The organism is Streptomyces bungoensis (assembly GCF_001514215.1).
Lineage (GTDB): Bacteria > Actinomycetota > Actinomycetes > Streptomycetales > Streptomycetaceae > Streptomyces > Streptomyces bungoensis.
On record NZ_KQ948857.1, the window covers coordinates 45,026 to 62,909 of the forward strand.

Genomic DNA, 17,884 nt, shown 5'->3' on the forward strand with positions numbered 1-17,884 from the left:
CAGGGTCTGCGGGTCTGCGCACAGGGGCTCGGCTGCATGGGCATGAGCCGGTCGTACGGCGTCGGCAACGACGAGGAGTCGATCAGGACAGAACGCGGCCGCGGCCGGCCTCGCCCTGACCGGCGACGACCTGTCCCGCCTGGCCGAGGCGGCCGCCGGGATCCAGGGCGCCCGCCGCTGACCCCCGCGGCCCGCTCCGCCCGAACCCGGGTGGGCGCGCACGGAAAAGGCCGCGGGCCCCGGATCGTCTCCGGGGCCCGCGGCCTTCTGCGTCGGTGACCGGCCCGCAGGCCGGTCACCGCTCACTGCCGTCAGCCGTTGCGCTTCCAGCGCGGCTTGTCCTCACGGCGGCCGAAGCCGCCGGTGCCGCGGTGGTCGTCACGACGGCCGAAGGGACGGTCGTGGCCGCCGGAGCGGAAGCCCGGACGGTCGTCCCGCCGGTCGCGGTTGAACGGCCGGTCGCTGCCCCGGTGCCCGCCCCGCTCGTCACGGCGGAAGCCACCCCGGTCGTCCCGGCGCTCGAAGGAACGGCCACCACGGTCACGGTCGAACGGGCGGCGCTCCTCACGGCGCTCGAACCCACGGTTGCCGCGGTCGCCGCGGTCACCCCGGTCGTCCCGGCGCTCGAAGCCACGGTCACCCCGGTCGTCACGACGCTCGAACCCACGGTTGCCGCGGTCACGGTCGAACGGGCGACGCTCGTCACGGCGCTCGTCACGACGCTCGAAGCCACGCCCGCCACGCTCGTCACGGCGCTCGAACCCACGGTCCCGGTCACGGTCCCGGTCGAAGGGCCGGCGGTCGTCCCTGCGCTCGAAACCCCGGCTGCCGCGGTCACCACGGTCACCCCGGTCGTCACGGCGCTCGAAGCCCCGCCGCTCCCGGCGCTCGTACGGCGCCGAACCCGACGGACGCTCCTCGCGCTCGGTCTCGCGCTCGCGCACCACCGGCTCCACGGGGGCCGACGCCTCGACCACGGCCTCCGCCGCGGCCGCCTGGGCCACGGCCACCGCCGCCTCCGGGTCCTCACCGCGCTCACGGGCGACCCGGGCGACCAGCCGGTCGGCCTCCTCGCGCAGCTCGGTCGCACGGCGCTGGGCGCGCTCCAGCTGCCGGGTGAGGTCCGCGACCTCACGCTCGGCCTGCTGGGCGGCGTTCGCCGCGGACTCGGACTGCACCTCCGTCATCGAACGGGCGCCCGTGATCTCGGCGACCTCCGGGTCGAAGGCGGCCCCGCCCTGGATGATGTGGCGACCGGCGTCCACACCGGCGTCCTCCATCAGACGGAAGATCTGCCGCCGCTGGTGCGGCAGGGACAGCGACACGACCGTGCCCGTCCGGCCCGCACGCGCCGTACGGCCCGCACGGTGCAGGTAGTCCTTGTGGTCGCCCGCCGGGTCCACGTTCAGCACCAGGTCGATGCCGTCCACGTGGATGCCGCGCGCCGCCACGTCCGTCGCGACCAGGACGTTGACGTAGCCCTCCTTGAAGTCCGCCAGCGTGCGCGTCCGCGCGCCCTGCGTCATGCCGCCGTGCAGGGCGTCCGCCTTCACACCCGCGTCACGCAGCTGCTCGGCGACCCGGTCGGCGCCCAGCTGGGTGCGCACGAAGATGATCGTGCGGCCCTTGCGGGAGGCGATCGCGGCCGTCACCGGCGCCTTGTCCTTGGGCTTCACGATGAGGATGTGGTGCGACATGGTCGTCACCGCGCCCTGCGCCGCGTCCACCTCGTGGGAGACCGGGTCGGTCAGGTAGCGGTCGACGAGGGTCTGGATCTCGTTCTCCATGGTCGCGGAGAACAGCATCCGCTGGCCGCCCGCCGGGACCTGGTCCAGCAGCTCCGTCACCTCGGGCAGGAAGCCCAGGTCGGACATCTGGTCGGCCTCGTCGAGGACGGCGATCTGGGTGTCCTCGAGCGAGCAGGCGCCGCGGTTGATGATGTCGCGCAGCCGGCCCGGGGTGGCGACGAGGATGTCGACGCCGCGCTCCAGGGCGTAGATCTGGTTGCCCATCGACGTACCGCCGCAGACGACCTTCATCTTCAGGCCGAGGACGTCGCCGTAGGGCTGGAGGGCGTCGGCCACCTGCATGGCCAGCTCGCGGGTCGGGGTCAGGATGACCGCGCGCGGCCGCTTCTTCTCGGTGCGGCCGCCGGCCAGCCGGGCCAGCGTCGGCAGACCGAACGACAGGGTCTTGCCGGAGCCGGTGCGGCCACGGCCGAGGATGTCCTTGCCGGCCAGGGCGTCCGGGATGGTCGCGGCCTGGATCGGGAAGGGGGTCGTCACGCCGTTCTGGGCGAGCTTGCGCACGACGCCCTCCGGCAGACCGAAGTCGCCGAACGTGATCTGGGGGGTGGTGTCGGTGGTGGTGTCAGCGGCCTCGAGGGCCTCGGTGACCACGGTCGTCGTCTCGACGAGTTCGTTCTCGTTCTCGGACACGACGATCTGATCAGTACTGGACACGGACATGCGAATGCGAAACCTTCCGGAGTCTCTTCGGCACGCGCCCGTCAACTCCGTGATTCGCTCACGACCGCCTCAATGCGGTCCGCCACGGCAAGGGAGAGTACGCGCCACACGGCGCGCTCTGTGGTGGCGCCGGGCAAATGGGATCAAACGATCTACCACCATACGCACCCTCCACCCCTCAACGCAAACCGGCACCGTGCGCGCAGGTCAGCGGCCTCCCCCGCTCAGGTCGACACGTCCGCCACGGGTGCCGGCACCCGCCGTCCCAGCTGGGTCCCCGGCCCCTGCGCCGAGGAGGACGGCTCCGCGGACGGGGGCGGCGGCGAGGCCGGCGTCGGCTGCTCGGTCGGCGTCGGCTGCGGCTCGGCCGTCTGCGGAGGGGTCGGCTCGTCCGTACCCGGCGGACTCGGCGGCGCCGGCTCACCGGGCTTCCCCGGCTCACCCGGCCTGCCCGGCGCCGGCGACCCGCTGCCCGCCTCCGACGGCGTCGCCGAGGCCGACGCCGACTTCCCGTGCTTCTTCTTCCCCCCGTGCTCTTGCTTGCCGTCCCCCGCCCCGCCGCCGTACCCGACGCCTCCGCCCCCGCCGCCAGGGCCGCCGTCCGGCGCGTCACCGCCCCGCTGCCCCGCCGAGTGCGAGGGCCTGGCCCGGCCGGCGTCGTCACCCACGCTCACACAGCCGGCGGCGACGGAGACCGTCAGCACCGTGGCGGCCAGACGGACGGGTACGTACAAGGGGCGCACGGCGGCCACCTCCGGAAGCGAGAAAGGGAGTCACCCTGCCCAACTCCCGCCGCCCGCACGAGGACACGCACCGCGTTCGAATCGATACCCGACCGTTCACCCGTACCCGAGGGCGTGCAGCCGCGCGTCGTCGATGCCGAAGTGGTGAGCGATCTCGTGCACCACCGTGACCTCGGTCTCCGCGACGACGTCCTCCCGGGAGGCGCACATCCGCAGCGTCGGCCCCCGGTACACCGTGATCCGGTCCGGCAGCACCCCCGCGTACCACTCGCCCCGCTCGGTGAGAGGCGTCCCCTCGTACAGCCCCAGCAGCTCCGGATCATCCGTCGGCGGCTCGTCCTCCACGAACACCGCCACGTTGTCCATCAACCGCGTCAACTCCGGCGGAATCCGGTCGAGCGCCTCGGCGACCAGCTCCTCGAACTCCTCACGTGTCATCTCCAGCACACGCTCATTGTCCGGCACAACTGCTCGAAGACGCGGATGCTGCACGGAACGCAACAAGGCCCCGATCCGGAGATCGGGGCCTTCGCTGTGGCTGGGGCCGGGGTCGAACCGGCGACCTTCCGCTTTTCAGGCGGACGCTCGTACCAACTGAGCTACCCAGCCACGAGGTTTCACGTGAAACCTCAGCGGTCCTGACGGGATTTGAACCCGCGGCCTCCACCTTGACAGGGTGGCGAGCACTCCAAACTGCTCCACAGGACCAAGCTCTGTGTGCAACAGTGTCGCACACGATCTTGCGTGCCCCCAACGGGATTCGAACCCGTGCTACCGCCTTGAAAGGGCGGCGTCCTAGGCCGCTAGACGATGAGGGCTATCGGCCCGCCTGGGCGCTTCTCAGCGCGTCGGGGACGTGAGAAGCATATGGGATGGCGGGGAGTATCGCCAAAACGGTTTACGGCGCGCTCGGGGACGGAGTCGCCGAGGTGGGGGACGGTGCCGAGGGACCGGTGGTCGCGCCGGGCAGGTTCTCCTCGGGCAGGTGGCGGCTGACCTCGGCCGTTGTCAGGCCCAGGCCGCCCAGCTTGATCGCGTCCCAGGCCTGGAGGCGGTGGGAGTCGCGGTCGAAGTAGAGGATCGAGGCCTCGATGGGGGCCGGGTAGTCGTGCTCGACCGCGCGCAGTCCGCTGCCGCCGGTCGAGCCCTCCATGCGCAGCCGTGTGCCGTGCCTCAGTACCTGCGTGCCCTCGTGGTGGAGGTGCCCGCAGAGCACCAGGGGCACCTCGCCGTCCGTCCGGCGGGCGGCGACGGGTTCGTGGGCGATCGCCACGTCGGCCGGGGTGCCGGCCGCCCGCTGGGCGCGCAGGGCGTCGGCCAGCCGTTCGCCCGCCAGCTGCTCGGTGGCGTCGCCGCCGGGGACGACGGAGCGGTCGGGGGTGAACTGGGGGTCGCCGATCCCGGCGAAGCGCAGGCCGGCGACGGTCTGCGTGCGGCCGTTGTCCAGGACGTGCACGTTCTTCATGCGCTGCAGGTAGCGCTGGGTGGTGAGGGAGTCGTGGTTGCCGCGGACCCAGACGTAGGGCACGCCCAGGTCCTTGATCGGGTCCAGGAAGCCGTTCTCGGCGGCCGTGCCGTGGTCCATCGTGTCGCCCGAGTCGACGATCACGTTCACCTTGTACTGGTCGACCAGTGACGCGATGATCCGCCAGCTCGCCGGGTTGAGGTGGATGTCGGAGACGTGCAGCACCCGGAGCGTGGAGGGGTCCGGCTGGTAGGCCGGGAGGGTGGAGGTGACGTCGTAGAGCTTGGTCACGTTCGTCACCAGGCGGGCCAGTTCCTTCTGGTAGACGTCGAACTCGGTGACGATGTTGCGGGCGTTGCCGACCAGGGACGGCGCGGAGGACAGCAGGCCGGAGAACTTGGGCTCCAGGACGGACTTGGGGTTCCAGGTGGCGTAGGCGGTCGCGCCGGAGGCGGCGAGGAGGGCGAGGGCCAGGCCGCCGGCGGTGAGCGCGCGGCGGGGGCGGCGGTAGACGGCGAGGCCGAGCGCGGTGGCGCCGGTGACGACGGCGACGCAGGAGCGTACGGCGAGGTCGAGGGTGCCGTGCTCGACGTCGTGGACGACCTCGTCCTGGAGGCCGGAGAGGCGTTCGGGGTGGTCGACGAGGGCCTGGGAGCGCAGCGGGTCGAGCTGGTCGACGTTGACGTCGAGGCGGACGGGCGCGGCGTGGCTGTCGAGGGTGAGCGCGCCGAGCGGAGACACGTTGATCTTGGTGCCGCCGGTGAGGGAGGGGCGCAGCGCCATCGTGGTGTTCATGGGGCCGACCGGGGCGCGGACGTTGCCGACGACGAGCAGGCCGAGCCACGCGCCGACGAGGACGACCGCGGTGAGGCCGAGGGCGCGGAGCCAGGGCCGGGGCCGGGTGGCGAGCTCCAGGTCGGGGAGGGCGGGGGTTCTGCCGCGGCGGGAGCGGGTGCGGTCGGGGATCCGGTTCAGGACGCGGTGCAGGCGGTTCGGGGCTGCGACGGGGACGCGGGCCATTGGGGCCGTATGCCCGGGGGCGGGTGTGGATATGCGGCGGTTCGCCGCACTCGTGCGGTGGCCGCGGGGCCCCGGGTGACGCTCCTGGTCCGTTCGGGGCGCTGCGCGGGTCAAATCGTTCGCGTGTGATTTCCGGGAGGTGCGATCCTGGATCGCGTATGTCTACGCATCCAGCTCCTGTCCTCGGCGCCCTCGCCCCCCGTCTGACCGAGTTGTCGCTGCGCGACGCGCAACGGCTCGGGCGGCGGCTGGAGGGTGCCCGCAAGATCCGCAAGCCGGAGGCCCGTGCCGCCGTCCTCACCGAGATCGAGGGTGAGATCGGCCGGGCCGAGGCGCGGATCGGTGAGCGGCGTGCCCGTGTGCCGGCCGTCACGTATCCGGTGCAGCTGCCGGTCAGCCAGAAGAAGGACGAGATCGCGGCCGCGATCCGGGACCACCAGGTGGTCATCGTGGCCGGTGAGACGGGGTCCGGGAAGACGACCCAGATCCCGAAGATCTGCCTGGAGCTGGGCCGGGGTGTGCGCGGGATGATCGGGCACACCCAGCCCCGGCGCATCGCGGCCCGTACGGTCGCGGAGCGGGTGGCGGACGAGCTGGGGACGCCGCTGGGCGAGGCGGTGGGCTGGAAGGTCCGTTTCACGGACCAGGTGAGCCCGGACGCCACGTTCGTCAAGCTGATGACGGACGGCATCCTGCTCGCGGAGATCCAGACGGACCGTGAGCTGCGCGCCTACGACACGATCATCATCGACGAGGCGCACGAGCGGTCGCTGAACATCGACTTCCTGCTGGGTTACCTGGCCCAGCTGCTGCCGCGCCGGCCCGATCTGAAGGTCGTCATCACGTCGGCGACGATCGATCCGGAGCGGTTCTCGCGGCATTTCGGGGACGCGCCGATCGTCGAGGTGAGCGGCCGGACGTATCCGGTGGAGGTGCGTTACCGGCCGCTGCTGGAGGAGGACTCCGAGGACGCCGACCGCGACCAGATCACGGCCATCACCGAGGCCGTCGAGGAGCTGATGGGTGAGGGGCCGGGTGACATCCTGGTCTTCCTGTCGGGTGAGCGGGAGATCCGGGACACGGCGGACGCGCTGGAGAAGAAGAAGTACCGGTCCGTCGAGGTGCTTCCGCTGTACGCGCGGTTGTCGCACGCGGAGCAGCACCGGGTGTTCCAGCCGCACACCGGCCGCAGGATCGTTCTGGCGACCAACGTCGCCGAGACGTCGCTGACGGTCCCGGGGATCAAGTACGTCATCGACCCGGGTTTCGCCCGGATCAGCCGCTACAGCCACCGCACGAAGGTGCAGCGACTGCCGATCGAGCCGATCTCGCAGGCGAGTGCGAACCAGCGCAAGGGCCGCTGCGGGCGTACGTCCGACGGCGTCTGCATCCGGCTGTACGGCGAGGAGGACTTCCTCGCGCGGCCGGAGTTCACGGACGCGGAGATCCTGCGGACGAACCTGGCGTCCGTCATCCTGCAGATGACCGCGGCCGGCCTCGGTGACATCGAGAAGTTCCCGTTCATCGATCCGCCGGACCACCGCAACATCCGCGACGGTGTGCAGCTGCTGCAGGAGCTGGGTGCGCTGGACCCGGCCGAGAAGGATCCGCGCAAGCGGCTGACGGACACCGGCCGCAAGCTGGCCCAGCTGCCGGTGGACCCGCGGCTGGCCCGCATGGTCCTGGAGGCCGACCGGAACGGCTGTGTCCGCGAGGTGATGGTCATCGCCGCCGCGCTGTCCATCCAGGACCCGCGCGAGCGCCCGGCCGAGAAGCAGGCCCAGGCGGACCAGCAGCACGCCCGCTTCAAGGACGAGACCAGCGACTTCCTGGCGTATCTCAACCTGTGGCGGTACGTGCGCGAGCAGCAGAAGGAGCGGGGTTCGAGCTCGTTCCGGCGGATGTGCAAGCAGGAGTACCTGAACTTCCTGCGCATCCGCGAATGGCAGGACATCTACACGCAGCTGCGCACGGTCGCGAAGCAGATGGGCATCCACCTGAACGAGGAGGATGCGCCGGCCGACCGCGTCCACACCTCCCTCCTCGCCGGCCTGCTGTCCCACGTCGGGATGAAGGACGTGAAGGACGGCAACAAGAACGAGTACCTGGGCGCCCGGAACGCGAAGTTCGCGATCTTCCCGGGCTCGGCGCTGTTCCGGAAGCAGCCGAGGTTCGTGATGTCGGCCGAGCTGGTGGAGACGAGCCGGCTGTGGGCGCGGGTCAACGCGAGGATCGAGCCGGAGTGGGTCGAACCGCTCGCCGGTCACCTGCTGAAGCGGACGTACAGCGAGCCGCACTGGGAGAAGGACCAGGCGGCGGTGATGGCGTACGAGAAGGTGACGCTGTACGGCGTCCCTATCGTCGCCCAGCGGAAGGTGAACTACGGCCGCATCGACCCGGAGGTCAGCCGCGAGCTGTTCATCCGGAACGCGCTGGTGGAGGGCGACTGGCGCACGCACCACAAGTTCTTCGCCGACAACCGCAGACTCCTCAGCGAGGTGGAGGAGTTGGAGCACCGGGCGCGGCGCCGGGACATCGTGGTGGACGACGAGACGCTGTTCGACTTCTACGACCAGCGGGTGCCGCAGCACGTCGTCTCCGGGGCCCACTTCGACTCGTGGTGGAAGCGCAAGCGGCACGAGCAGCCGGACTTCCTGGACTTCGAGCGGGAGATGCTCATCCGGGAGTCGGCGGAGGCGGTGACGAAGGCCGACTATCCGGACTCCTGGCGGCAGGGGCAGCTGAAGTTCCGGGTGACGTACCAGTTCGAGCCGGGGGCGGACGCCGACGGCGTGACCGTGCACATCCCGCTGCAGGTCCTGAACCAGGTCACCGGTGAGGGGTTCGACTGGCAGATCCCGGGGTTGCGCGAGGAGGTGGTGACGGAGCTGATCCGTTCCCTGCCGAAGCCGGTCCGCCGCAACTACGTGCCCGCGCCGAACTACGCGAAGGCGTTCCTGGAGCGGGCGGTGCCGCTGCAGGAGCCGCTGACCGTGACCATGGCGCGCGAGCTGAAGCGCATGGTCGGGGTGCCCTTCGAGGCTGAGGACTTCGACTGGTCGAAGGTCCCGGACCATCTGCGGATCACGTTCCGGATCGTGGACGAGCGGCGGCGCAAGCTGGCCGAGGACAAGGACCTGGAAGCGCTGAAGCTGCGGCTGAAGCCGAAGGCCCGCAAGGCGCTGTCGCAGGCGGCGGCCGCGACCGCGTCCCGTTCGGGCGGGGAGTCGCTGGAGCGCGCGGGGCTGACGGACTGGACGATCGGCACGCTCTCCCGGGTCTTCGAGACGCGGCGGGCGGGGCAGCCCGTGAAGGCGTACCCGGCGCTGGTGGACGACGGGGACACGGTCTCGGTGCGCCTGTTCGACACGGAGGAGGAGCAGGCGGAGGCGATGTGGAGGGGCACGCGCCGGCTGATCCTGCGCAACATCCCGGTGAATCCGGCGAAGTTCGCGTCCGAGAAGCTGACGAACGCGCAGAAGCTGGGGCTGTCGGCGAATCCGCACGGTTCGATCCAGGCGCTGTTCGACGACTGCGCGATGGCCGCGGCCGACCGGCTGATCGCGGACTTCGGGGGGCCGGCGTGGGACGAGGAGTCGTACCGGAAGCTGTACGACAAGGTGCGCGCGGAGATCGTCGACACGACGGTCCGGGCGGTGGCCCAGGTGCAGCAGGTCCTCGCGGCCTGGCAGGCCTGTGAGCGGCGACTGAAGGCGGTCGGCAGCCCCGCTCTCCTGGCGAACCTGACGGACGTCCGCAAGCAGCTGGACGCGCTCGTGAAGCCCGGTTTCGTGACGTGGGCGGGGATACGGCGGCTGCCGGACCTGATGCGCTACCTGGTGGCCGCGGACCGGCGCCTGCAGCAGATGGCGACCAACGTCCAGCGGGACACCACCCGCATGGAGAAGGTGCACGAGATGCAGGACGAGTACGCCTGGCTGCTGGAGCAGCTGCCGCAGGGCCGGCCGGTGCCGGCGCAGGTGCTGGAGATCCGCTGGATGCTGGAGGAGCTCCGGGTCAGCTACTTCGCCCACGCGCTGGGCACGGCGTACCCGGTCTCCGACAAGCGGATCGTGAAGGCGATCGACGCGGCCGCACCGTAGCCGTTCGGGCACAGGGGGTGAGTTCGACCGGGCGGCCCACCTCCTGTACAGTCTCTTCTCGCAGCGCAACGCAGCGAGCGAGGCGCCGCGACACCTGGTCCTGTGGAGCAGTTTGGAGTGCTCGCCACCCTGTCAAGGTGGAGGCCGCGGGTTCAAATCCCGTCAGGACCGCACCAGGAGGCCCTCGTCTTAACGGACGGGGGCCTTTGCGTTGCGGAGCGGAGGCCGCACCCCGCGGCGGAGCCGCGATCAGGCACGGCAAATCCCGTCAGGACCGCGTCACGAGGCCCTCGTCTTGGCGGACGGCGGCCTTCGCGCCGCCCGCACCACCGCCGGGTGTCGCACCACCACCGGCTGTCGTGCCGACGAGCGGCACCCCGGCGGGCACCGTCGGGGCCACCCCGTCACCTCACGCCCCGTCAGACGGCTCCGAACGGCCGCCGTGAGGGTTTGTCCCCTCCGCGCCGCCGGAAGCGCTCTCAGGGCCGTCGGCGGGCTTGACGGCGTCACATTCGCTCGGTACCCAGAGAACAGGGCCCGCTCCTCCGTGCGGCCCCTGGAGGTGGCGTATGGCGGCATCGGCCAGGCACGAGACGCGGGCGCTGCTGAGGGCGCACCTGTCGGCCGCCTCGTCCTACGGGCACCTGACCCGGCGCTGCCCCATCTGCCACCATCTGCTGCGCCTGGCGATGGACGCCGGCCCCCTCTCCCAGGAGGCGGGTGCGGCCGCGGGCGACGAGCCGGTCGAGGACGACAGCCCGCAGGCGGCCCACTAGCCCCGGCTCCCGCACCGGGCAAGCCGTCCCGTGTGTGACGGGAGTCACCGCATGAGTTTTTGGAAGCGCGGTACTTACCGCGCTCCTACAACTGGTCAATAGAATATGTGCAATTGCACCCGCCCCGGGCGCCCGCGCACAGCCGTTCCGACAGGCCTCCCCAGACTCCCACAAGGCCGCTCACGGCGCAGCGGTCCCGCAAACACAGAATCGCGCTGGACCCGGCGGAGTCCAGCGCGATCCACGACGCACCCTGTGTCGCTGCCTATGAAGTTCTGTTCGGCTCGGGCGTGGGTCCTGTTGGGGCAGGTCCCGCGTCGCTTGGAGCTGGGGTTCCGGGCGCTGCGGCAAGTTGGGGGAACAGCCGGTTTTGCCCGGTCATGCGGTTGTTCAGGCCTCGCTGCGCTGCTGCGGGATGCCCGCCAGCAGAGCGCGGACCTCGGCCTCGCGGTAGCGGCGATGCCCGCCGAGCGTGCGGATCGACGTGAGCTTGCCGGCCTTCGCCCACCGCGTGACTGTCTTGGGGTCGACGCGGAACATGGTGGCGACCTCAGCCGGGGTCAGCAGCGGCTCGGCATCAGGGGTGCGAGCGGTCATGAGCGGCCTCCTCGGGAGAACCGACGTTCTCGGTTCTTTCCTCTAAATTCTGCACCTTGACCCGCGTTGCCCGAAATGGCGGACGCGAGTCGAGTCGGTTATAGGACGAACGGCTTGTCCTCGGCACTACAACTACACCATCTGTCCAGCCGCGTCGGCCAAACCGATGGAATTGCCCTCCCAGGTAGTCATCAGCCGCGGAAGCCGATGGACCATGCCATAGCGGACAGTCACGCCACTGTGACGATCAGTCACAGGACGATCAGGAGTCACCCAACCCCCCAAAGCGTGCAATGCTGAGATTCCACCCACAGCGGAGCACACCTGGGCGGATGGAGCCCTCCCCGGACTCCTTGTCCTATTTTGGCATGAGGAGTGGCAACTAGGGCAAGCCTCTTGTAAGTGCCGTCCATCACCCTTGAGACAAAAGTCCGGATCAGGACCAACGCCGCGTCAGGTGACCTAAGTGCGGTAGACGGTACGTCGTTCAGGGGGATTTGGGCCGTGACCTACGTCACTCAGTTCGCGGAACGCCTGTCCCGCACCGCCCGCCACCGCGCCACCAGCCGCCCGTAGGCCTCGCCGGCGGCCGCCCCGTCGCCCCGGCGCAGCGCCTCGATGCCGGCGGCCACGTCCGCCGCGGAGTGGTCGTCCGCCAGCTCGCCGGCCGGCAGCACGTGCACCAGCCCCCCGTAGTCCAGCTCGACCAGCGAGCGCGGGTGGAACTCCTCCAGCCAGCGGCCGACGTCCACCAGGCCGTCGATGAGCGGCCCCTCGTCCAGAGTGTCCCGCAGCGTGCGCAGGGCCCGCGCGACCCGCCGCCGGGCCTGCACCATCGGCGTGCGGTAGCGCAGCATCGGGGGCGCCTCGGCGGTGCCCTCGTCGTACCGGCGCTCCTCGTCGGAGACGAGCACGAACCAGTTCAGCGGGATGTGCCAGGTCGCGGTGCGGATCCAGGGGCGGGCGTCGGGGTTGCGGGCCAGCCAGCGCTCGTAGTCCTGGGCGGCCTGGTCGCGCACCAGCGGCGGCAGCACCGCGTCCAGCACCGGCGGGGGCAGCTCCGCGCCGAGGTCGCCGAGGGCCTGCCAGCCGCGCAGCCGGGTCCGCCAGGGGCACACGCACAGCACGCCGTCGCTCTCCAGCACGAAGGCGTCGCCGCTCTCGTGCACGGGCACCGGGATCGGCGGCGTGGGCAGCAGGTCGGCCAGCGAGCGGCGCAGCTCGTCCTGGTAGGTGGGGCGGTCGGGCCGGCGGGCGTAGCGGGCCCAGTGGGTGCGCTCGGGCTCCGGGAATGCGGCCAGCGGCTCGTAGACACGCAGGTACGCCGCATAGGGGACGACCATCGAGGACACCTTGGGCACGCCTGCTCCCTCCCCTTGGGACCCGCCTCGAAACCACTGCGAATCGTGCCACGCCATGCGTGCGCGCAGGGCGCCGAGGAGTGATCCTGAACACTGCGCGGATGGCGAGGACACCGAGGCTCTACGCTCATGCCCACGACCCCGCCACCCGCACGGGGTCCCACCCCACTCGCCGCTACTTACACAGGAGTCACCACAGTGACCGACGTAACCGGCGCACCTGCTGATGTCCTGCACACCCTGTTCCACTCGGAGCAGGGGGGCCATGAGCAGGTCGTGCTCTGTCAGGACCGCGCGACCGGTCTGAAAGCCGTGATCGCCATCCACTCCACCGCCCTCGGCCCCGCGCTGGGCGGTACCCGCTTCTATCCGTACGCGAACGAGGCCGCGGCCGTCGCCGACGCCCTCAACCTGGCGCGCGGGATGTCGTACAAGAACGCCATGGCCGGGCTGGACCACGGCGGTGGCAAGGCCGTGATCATCGGTGATCCGGAGCGCGACAAGACCGAGGAGCTGCTGCTCGCCTACGGGCGCATGGTGGCCTCGCTCGGCGGTCGCTACGTCACCGCGTGCGACGTCGGCACGTACGTCGCCGACATGGACGTCGTGGCCCGGGAGTGCCGCTGGACCACCGGCCGCTCGCCGGAGAACGGCGGTGCCGGCGACTCCTCCGTGCTGACCGCCTTCGGCGTCTACCAGGGCATGCGCGCCTCCGCGCAGCACCTGTGGGGCGACCCGTCGCTGCGCGGCCGCACGGTCGGCATCGCCGGGGTCGGCAAGGTCGGCCACCACCTGGTCCGGCACCTGCGGGACGAGGGTGCCGAGGTCGTGATCACGGACGTGCGCGCGGACGCCGTGCGGCGGATCCTCGACCAGCACCCCGACGGGGTGAGGTCGGTCGCCGACACCGAGGCGCTGATCCGCGTGGAGGGGCTGGACATCTACGCCCCGTGCGCCCTGGGCGGAGCCCTGAACGACTCCTCCGTGCCGGTGCTCACCGCCAGGGTGGTGTGCGGTGCGGCCAACAACCAGCTGGCCCACCCGGGTGTGGAGAAGGACCTCGCGGACCGCGGGATCCTCTACGCGCCGGACTACGTGGTGAACGCCGGCGGCGTGATCCAGGTGGCCGACGAGCTCCACGGGTTCGACTTCGAGCGGTGCAAGGCGAAGGCCGCGAAGATCTTCGACACCACGCTGGCGATCTTCGCACGTGCGAAGGACGACGGGATTCCGCCGGCCGCCGCGGCCGACCGGATCGCCGAGCAGCGCATGGCGGAGGCGCGCGCGGCGCGCTGAGCCGCACCGCGAGGGGCCGCGGTCGGACATCCGATCGCACAAGTGAGCGGTACCCGCCGGCGGGGACTTGGAGAGAACTCTCACTTCCACCGGCGGGTCGTCCCCCGATAAGTGGTTAAAATCGCCATTGACCAGCGAGGAAAGGGCACCTCGAGGGTCCTGTGCACACGCGCGTGCTGCGGGCGACGTACCGTATGGGCGCGGGCTCAGGTACCGTGGAAGCCCTACGGACCGGCCTCTCTGCGGAGAGTCCGTTCCGGATCATGAACGCGTGTCAGACTCTGGGGCCGTCGAGCCCCGTCGTTGAGGGGGTCGAGCCATGGGGCGCGGCCGGGCCAAGGCCAAGCAGACGAAGGTCGCCCGCCAGCTGAAGTACAACAGCGGCGGGACGGACCTCTCACGCCTGGCCGAGGAGCTGGGCGCATCGACGTCGAACCAGTCGCCGCCGAATGGCGACCGCTTCGAGGACGATGAGCATGACGACGACGACCTGTACTCCCGCTACGCCGACCTCTACGAGGACGACGAAGAGGACGAGGACGAAGGTCCCTCACAGCACCGTCGCGGCGCGTAAGCCGGCGGCGCCGAGCCGCACTGTCCCGGTCCGGGGTGTTCAGAACCGGACCGGGTTTCGTGCTGCCGTCGTGTGATCAGGCTGCGTGTCCCGGGCCCCGGAGGGCCGCGGGGACCGGCTCATGCCCGTGCCGGTCCCGGCCGTCGTTCCGGGCGCCTACGCGTAGTCCCCCACGAGTTCGGCGCCGGTCTCCTTGTCGCCCCGCTCGGTGATCTCGCCGGCCACCCAGGCGTCGACGCCGCGGTCGGCCAGGGTCGCGAGGGCCGCCTCGGTGGATCCCTCGGGGACGACGGCGATCATGCCGACGCCCATGTTGAGGGTCTTCTCCAGCTCCAGGCGCTCGACGTCGCCCGTCCGGCCGACCAGGTCGAAGATCGGGCCCGGGGTCCAGGTGGAGCGGTCGACGGTGGCGTGCAGCCCGTCCGGGACGACCCGGGCGAGGTTGGCCGCGAGTCCGCCGCCGGTGATGTGGCTGAAGGCGTGCACCTCGGTCGTGCGGGTCAGCGCCAGGCAGTCCAGCGAGTAGATCTTCGTGGGCTCCAGCAGCTCCTCACCGAGGGTGCGGCCCAGCTCCGCGATCTCCGCCTCCAGGGCGAGCCCGGCCCGGTCCAGCAGGACGTGGCGCACCAGGGAGTACCCGTTCGAGTGAAGCCCGGAGGACGCCATGGCGATCACCGCGTCACCCGTGCGGATGCGATCCGCGCCGAGCAGCCGGTCGGCCTCCACGACGCCCGTACCGGCACCGGCGACGTCGAAGTCGTCCTCGCCGAGCAGGCCCGGGTGTTCGGCCGTCTCGCCGCCCACCAGGGCGCAGCCGGCCAGCACGCAGCCTTCCGCGATGCCCTTGACGATGGCGGCGACCCGCTCGGGGTGGACCTTGCCGACGCAGATGTAGTCGGTCATGAACAGCGGCTCGGCGCCGCACACCACGATGTCGTCCATGACCATGGCGACCAGGTCGTGGCCGATGGTGTCGTACACGCCGAGCCGGCGCGCGACGTCCACCTTGGTGCCCACGCCGTCGGTGGCGGAGGCGAGCAGGGGCCGCTCGTAGCGCTTGAGGGCGGAGGCGTCGAAGAGCCCGGCGAAGCCGCCGAGGCCGCCCAGGACCTCGGGCCGCTGCGTCTTCTTCACCCACTCCTTCATGAGTTCCACGGCGCGGTCGCCCGCTTCGATGTCGACGCCCGCCGCTGCGTAGCTGGCACCAGTTGTCTCAGACATGACTGTGAGAGCTTTCGTGTCGTACTGCAGGGGTGTTACGGGCGCCGGATCGCGTCGGCGGCGGCCGTGGCGGCGGGACCGGCCGCCAGCTCGGTCTCCAGCAGCTGCTTGCCGAGCAGCTCGGGGTCCGGCAGTTCCATCGGGTACTCGCCGTCGAAGCAGGCGCGGCACAGGTTCGGCTTGGCGATGGTGGTCGCCTCGATCATGCCGTCGATGGAGATGTAGGCCAGGGAGTCGGCGCCGAGCGAGGTGCCGATCTCGTCGATGGTCATGCCGTTGGCGATCAGCTCCGCGCGCGTGGCGAAGTCGATGCCGAAGAAGCAGGGCCACTTCACGGGCGGCGAGGAGATCCGGATGTGGACCTCGGCGGCGCCGGCCTCGCGCAGCATCCGCACGAGCGCCCGCTGCGTGTTGCCGCGCACGATCGAGTCGTCCACGACGACGAGGCGCTTGCCCTTGATGACTTCCTTCAGCGGGTTCAGCTTCAGGCGGATGCCGAGCTGGCGGATCGTCTGCGAGGGCTGGATGAAGGTCCGGCCGACGTAGGCGTTCTTCACCAGACCCGCACCGAAGGGGATGCCGCTGGCCTCCGCGTAGCCGATGGCGGCCGGGGTGCCGGACTCCGGGGTCGCTATGACCAGGTCGGCCTCGACCGGGGCCTCCTTGGCCAGGCGGCGGCCCATCTCCACACGGGAGAGGTACACGTTCCGGCCGGCGATGTCGGTGTCCGGGCGGGCCAGGTACACGTACTCGAAGACGCAGCCCTTGGGCTTCGCTTCCGCGAATCGGGAGGTGCGCAGGCCGTTCTCGTCGATGGCGACGAACTCGCCCGGCTCGATCTCGCGGACGAAGCTGGCACCGCAGATGTCCAGGGCGGCGCTCTCGGAGGCGACCACCCAGCCGCGCTCCAGCCGGCCGAGCACCAGCGGGCGGATGCCCTGCGGGTCGCGGCCCGCGTAGAGGGTGTGCTCGTCCATGAAGACGAGCGAGAAGGCGCCCCTGACCTTCGGGAGGACCTGGTGGGCCGCCTCCTCGATGGTCAGCGGCTTGCCGTCCTCGTCGACCTGGGCAGCCAGCAGGGCCGTCAGCAGGTCGGTGTCGTTGGTGGCCGCGACCCGGCCGGCGCGGCTGTTGTTGTCGCGGGGGAGGTCGGCGACCATCTCGGCGAGCTGGGCCGTGTTGACCAGGTTGCCGTTGTGGCCGAGCGCGATCGAGCCGTGCGCGGTGGCGCGGAACGTCGGCTGGGCGTTCTCCCACACGGAGGCGCCGGTGGTCGAGTAGCGGGCGTGTCCGACCCCGATGTGACCCTGGAGCGAACCGAGCGAGGTCTCGTCGAAGACCTGGGAGACCAGGCCCATGTCCTTGAAGACGAGGATCTGGGAGCCGTTGCTGACCGCGATTCCCGCGGATTCCTGACCCCGGTGCTGGAGGGCGTAGAGCCCGAAGTACGTGAGCTTTGCGACCTCTTCGCCCGGAGCCCAGACACCGAAGACGCCGCAAGCGTCCTGAGGGCCTTTTTCGCCGGGAAGCAGATCGTGATTGAGTCGACCGTCACCACGTGGCACGCCACCGAGTGTAGGCGAGGTCGACCACTGGTCCGAATTGGGGAACGCGGGGGCGGCCTCCCGGCGCCCGGGGAGGGTTTGCCGATCACCTTGTCGGTTTCGCGGTTTCCGCTGGTCAGCGGCGGTGCCGTGCGGTCGCTGTCAGCCGCCTTCCGTCCGCCGGCGCGCGGCCGCCGGGCCGGGTGGCCGGCGGGTGAGTGAGGTGTCGCACATCATTCGGGTGCGCGGCGGCTGAGGTGGACGCGGTCGCCGTCGCCGTCCGTGAGGGTCAGCCTCCCGTCGGCGGACCGGGCGGTGAGCGTGCCGGTGGTGAGGGTGCGGGCGAGGGTGCGCTCGAAGTCCATGCGACGGGGGTCGCAGGCCATCCTGGTCGACCGGATGTCGCCGAACGTGATCCGGTCGCCGTGGACGGTCACCCGCGCGCTGAACTGGTTGCAGCCGAGGTTCCCGGCCGCCTTGCCGTCCTCGCCGATGCGCAGGTGCGCGGCGGCGGGCGCGTGCTGCGTCGTATCGCCGACGGTGACGGAGTCGACCCGCCAGTCGGTCCCGGCGAGGGGCTGCTGAACGCTCATGGCACCACTGTCCGCCCGCTGGCCCCCGCAGGCCACCATCAGCGGGACGAGCACGGCCACCGCCCTCAGGGTCAAGCGCTGCTTGTACCGGTTCATACCGGTTCGACGGGCGGGCCGGGCTTC

Annotated in this window: 13 protein-coding genes and 4 tRNA genes; 5 read left to right on the forward strand and 12 right to left on the reverse strand. The window is 71.0% G+C overall.

What is annotated here, in order from left to right:
• Positions 1-311: 311 nt before the first annotated feature.
• The 7 genes from AQJ66_RS16330 to AQJ66_RS16360 all read right to left on the reverse strand — a co-directional run bounded on the left by AQJ66_RS16330 (position 312) and on the right by AQJ66_RS16360 (position 5,696).
• Positions 312-2,468, reverse strand: a complete 2,157-nt coding sequence (locus AQJ66_RS16330) for a DEAD/DEAH box helicase (protein WP_061921851.1) — start codon at positions 2,466-2,468, stop codon at positions 312-314.
• Between the two features lie 224 nt (positions 2,469-2,692).
• On the reverse strand, positions 2,693-3,211 hold the full coding sequence (locus tag AQJ66_RS16335; RefSeq protein ID WP_061922526.1) for a hypothetical protein: 519 nt from the start codon (positions 3,209-3,211) through the stop codon (positions 2,693-2,695).
• Between the two features lie 96 nt (positions 3,212-3,307).
• The gene (locus AQJ66_RS16340) at positions 3,308-3,658 is read right to left on the reverse strand and encodes a metallopeptidase family protein (protein WP_061921853.1); all 351 of its coding nucleotides are present in this window, start codon (positions 3,656-3,658) and stop codon (positions 3,308-3,310) included.
• A gap of 88 nt (positions 3,659-3,746) precedes the next feature.
• Positions 3,747-3,820: transfer RNA gene (locus AQJ66_RS16345), tRNA-Phe, on the reverse strand.
• Positions 3,821-3,844: 24 nt separating this feature from the next.
• Positions 3,845-3,919: transfer RNA gene (locus tag AQJ66_RS16350), tRNA-Asp, on the reverse strand.
• Positions 3,920-3,956: 37 nt separating this feature from the next.
• Positions 3,957-4,029 (reverse strand) — tRNA-Glu (locus AQJ66_RS16355).
• An 80-nt stretch (positions 4,030-4,109) separates the two neighbouring features.
• Positions 4,110-5,696, reverse strand: a complete 1,587-nt coding sequence (locus AQJ66_RS16360) for a metallophosphoesterase family protein (RefSeq protein WP_061921856.1) — start codon at positions 5,694-5,696, stop codon at positions 4,110-4,112.
• Between the two features lie 158 nt (positions 5,697-5,854).
• On the opposite strand from AQJ66_RS16360, the gene hrpA reads away from it, so the two are divergent.
• The 3 genes from hrpA to AQJ66_RS16375 all read left to right on the forward strand — a co-directional run bounded on the left by hrpA (position 5,855) and on the right by AQJ66_RS16375 (position 10,575).
• Positions 5,855-9,799 (forward strand): ATP-dependent RNA helicase HrpA, encoded by a 3,945-nt coding sequence (gene hrpA / locus AQJ66_RS16365; RefSeq protein ID WP_061921859.1) that lies wholly within the window; start codon positions 5,855-5,857, stop codon positions 9,797-9,799.
• A 96-nt stretch (positions 9,800-9,895) separates the two neighbouring features.
• Positions 9,896-9,970 (forward strand) — tRNA-Asp (locus AQJ66_RS16370).
• Positions 9,971-10,368: 398 nt separating this feature from the next.
• Positions 10,369-10,575 (forward strand): DUF6274 family protein, encoded by a 207-nt coding sequence (locus tag AQJ66_RS16375; protein WP_061921862.1) that lies wholly within the window; start codon positions 10,369-10,371, stop codon positions 10,573-10,575.
• A gap of 390 nt (positions 10,576-10,965) precedes the next feature.
• Here the strand turns inward: AQJ66_RS16375 and bldC are convergent, their stop codons facing one another.
• Together bldC and AQJ66_RS16385 are read right to left on the reverse strand one after the other, a co-directional pair.
• Positions 10,966-11,172 carry a developmental transcriptional regulator BldC gene (gene bldC, locus AQJ66_RS16380; protein ID WP_003949541.1) on the reverse strand — a complete coding sequence of 69 codons (207 nt, stop codon included), beginning with the start codon at positions 11,170-11,172 and terminating at the stop codon, positions 10,966-10,968.
• Positions 11,173-11,690: 518 nt separating this feature from the next.
• On the reverse strand, positions 11,691-12,533 hold the full coding sequence (locus AQJ66_RS16385) for a DUF8083 family protein (RefSeq protein ID WP_061921865.1): 843 nt from the start codon (positions 12,531-12,533) through the stop codon (positions 11,691-11,693).
• A 198-nt stretch (positions 12,534-12,731) separates the two neighbouring features.
• On the opposite strand from AQJ66_RS16385, the gene AQJ66_RS16390 reads away from it, so the two are divergent.
• Both AQJ66_RS16390 and AQJ66_RS16395 read left to right on the forward strand, forming a co-directional pair.
• Entirely contained in the window at positions 12,732-13,829 is a 1,098-nt protein-coding gene (locus AQJ66_RS16390) for a Leu/Phe/Val dehydrogenase (RefSeq protein ID WP_061921868.1), read from the forward strand.
• A gap of 319 nt (positions 13,830-14,148) precedes the next feature.
• The gene (locus AQJ66_RS16395; RefSeq protein ID WP_061921871.1) at positions 14,149-14,403 is read left to right on the forward strand and encodes a DUF3073 domain-containing protein; all 255 of its coding nucleotides are present in this window, start codon (positions 14,149-14,151) and stop codon (positions 14,401-14,403) included.
• A 156-nt stretch (positions 14,404-14,559) separates the two neighbouring features.
• On the opposite strand, the gene purM is transcribed toward AQJ66_RS16395, so the two are convergent.
• The 3 genes from purM to AQJ66_RS16410 form a co-directional block, all read right to left on the reverse strand.
• The gene (gene purM / locus AQJ66_RS16400) at positions 14,560-15,624 is read right to left on the reverse strand and encodes a phosphoribosylformylglycinamidine cyclo-ligase (RefSeq protein WP_061921874.1); all 1,065 of its coding nucleotides are present in this window, start codon (positions 15,622-15,624) and stop codon (positions 14,560-14,562) included.
• 35 nt (positions 15,625-15,659) lie between these two features.
• A complete protein-coding gene (purF, locus tag AQJ66_RS16405) occupies positions 15,660-17,189 on the reverse strand; it encodes an amidophosphoribosyltransferase (protein WP_061921878.1) in 1,530 nt (509 codons plus the stop codon).
• Between the two features lie 212 nt (positions 17,190-17,401).
• Positions 17,402-17,761 (reverse strand): META domain-containing protein, encoded by a 360-nt coding sequence (locus tag AQJ66_RS16410; RefSeq protein ID WP_244162840.1) that lies wholly within the window; start codon positions 17,759-17,761, stop codon positions 17,402-17,404.
• Between the last annotated feature and the right edge of the window lie 123 nt (positions 17,762-17,884).

Excerpts from the sequence above, each read along its gene's own strand:
- AQJ66_RS16330 (WP_061921851.1), bottom strand. The coding sequence starts at position 2,468 with ATGTCCGTGTCCAGTACTGATCAGATCGTCGTGTCCGAGAACGAGAAC.
- AQJ66_RS16360 (WP_061921856.1), bottom strand. The coding sequence starts at position 5,696 with ATGGCCCGCGTCCCCGTCGCAGCCCCGAACCGCCTGCACCGCGTCCTG.
- hrpA (WP_061921859.1), top strand. The coding sequence starts at position 5,855 with ATGTCTACGCATCCAGCTCCTGTCCTCGGCGCCCTCGCCCCCCGTCTG.
- AQJ66_RS16375 (WP_061921862.1), top strand. The coding sequence starts at position 10,369 with ATGGCGGCATCGGCCAGGCACGAGACGCGGGCGCTGCTGAGGGCGCAC.
- bldC (WP_003949541.1), bottom strand. The coding sequence starts at position 11,172 with ATGACCGCTCGCACCCCTGATGCCGAGCCGCTGCTGACCCCGGCTGAG.
- AQJ66_RS16395 (WP_061921871.1), top strand. The coding sequence starts at position 14,149 with ATGGGGCGCGGCCGGGCCAAGGCCAAGCAGACGAAGGTCGCCCGCCAG.
- purM (WP_061921874.1), bottom strand. The coding sequence starts at position 15,624 with ATGTCTGAGACAACTGGTGCCAGCTACGCAGCGGCGGGCGTCGACATC.
- AQJ66_RS16410 (WP_244162840.1), bottom strand. The coding sequence starts at position 17,761 with ATGAGCGTTCAGCAGCCCCTCGCCGGGACCGACTGGCGGGTCGACTCC.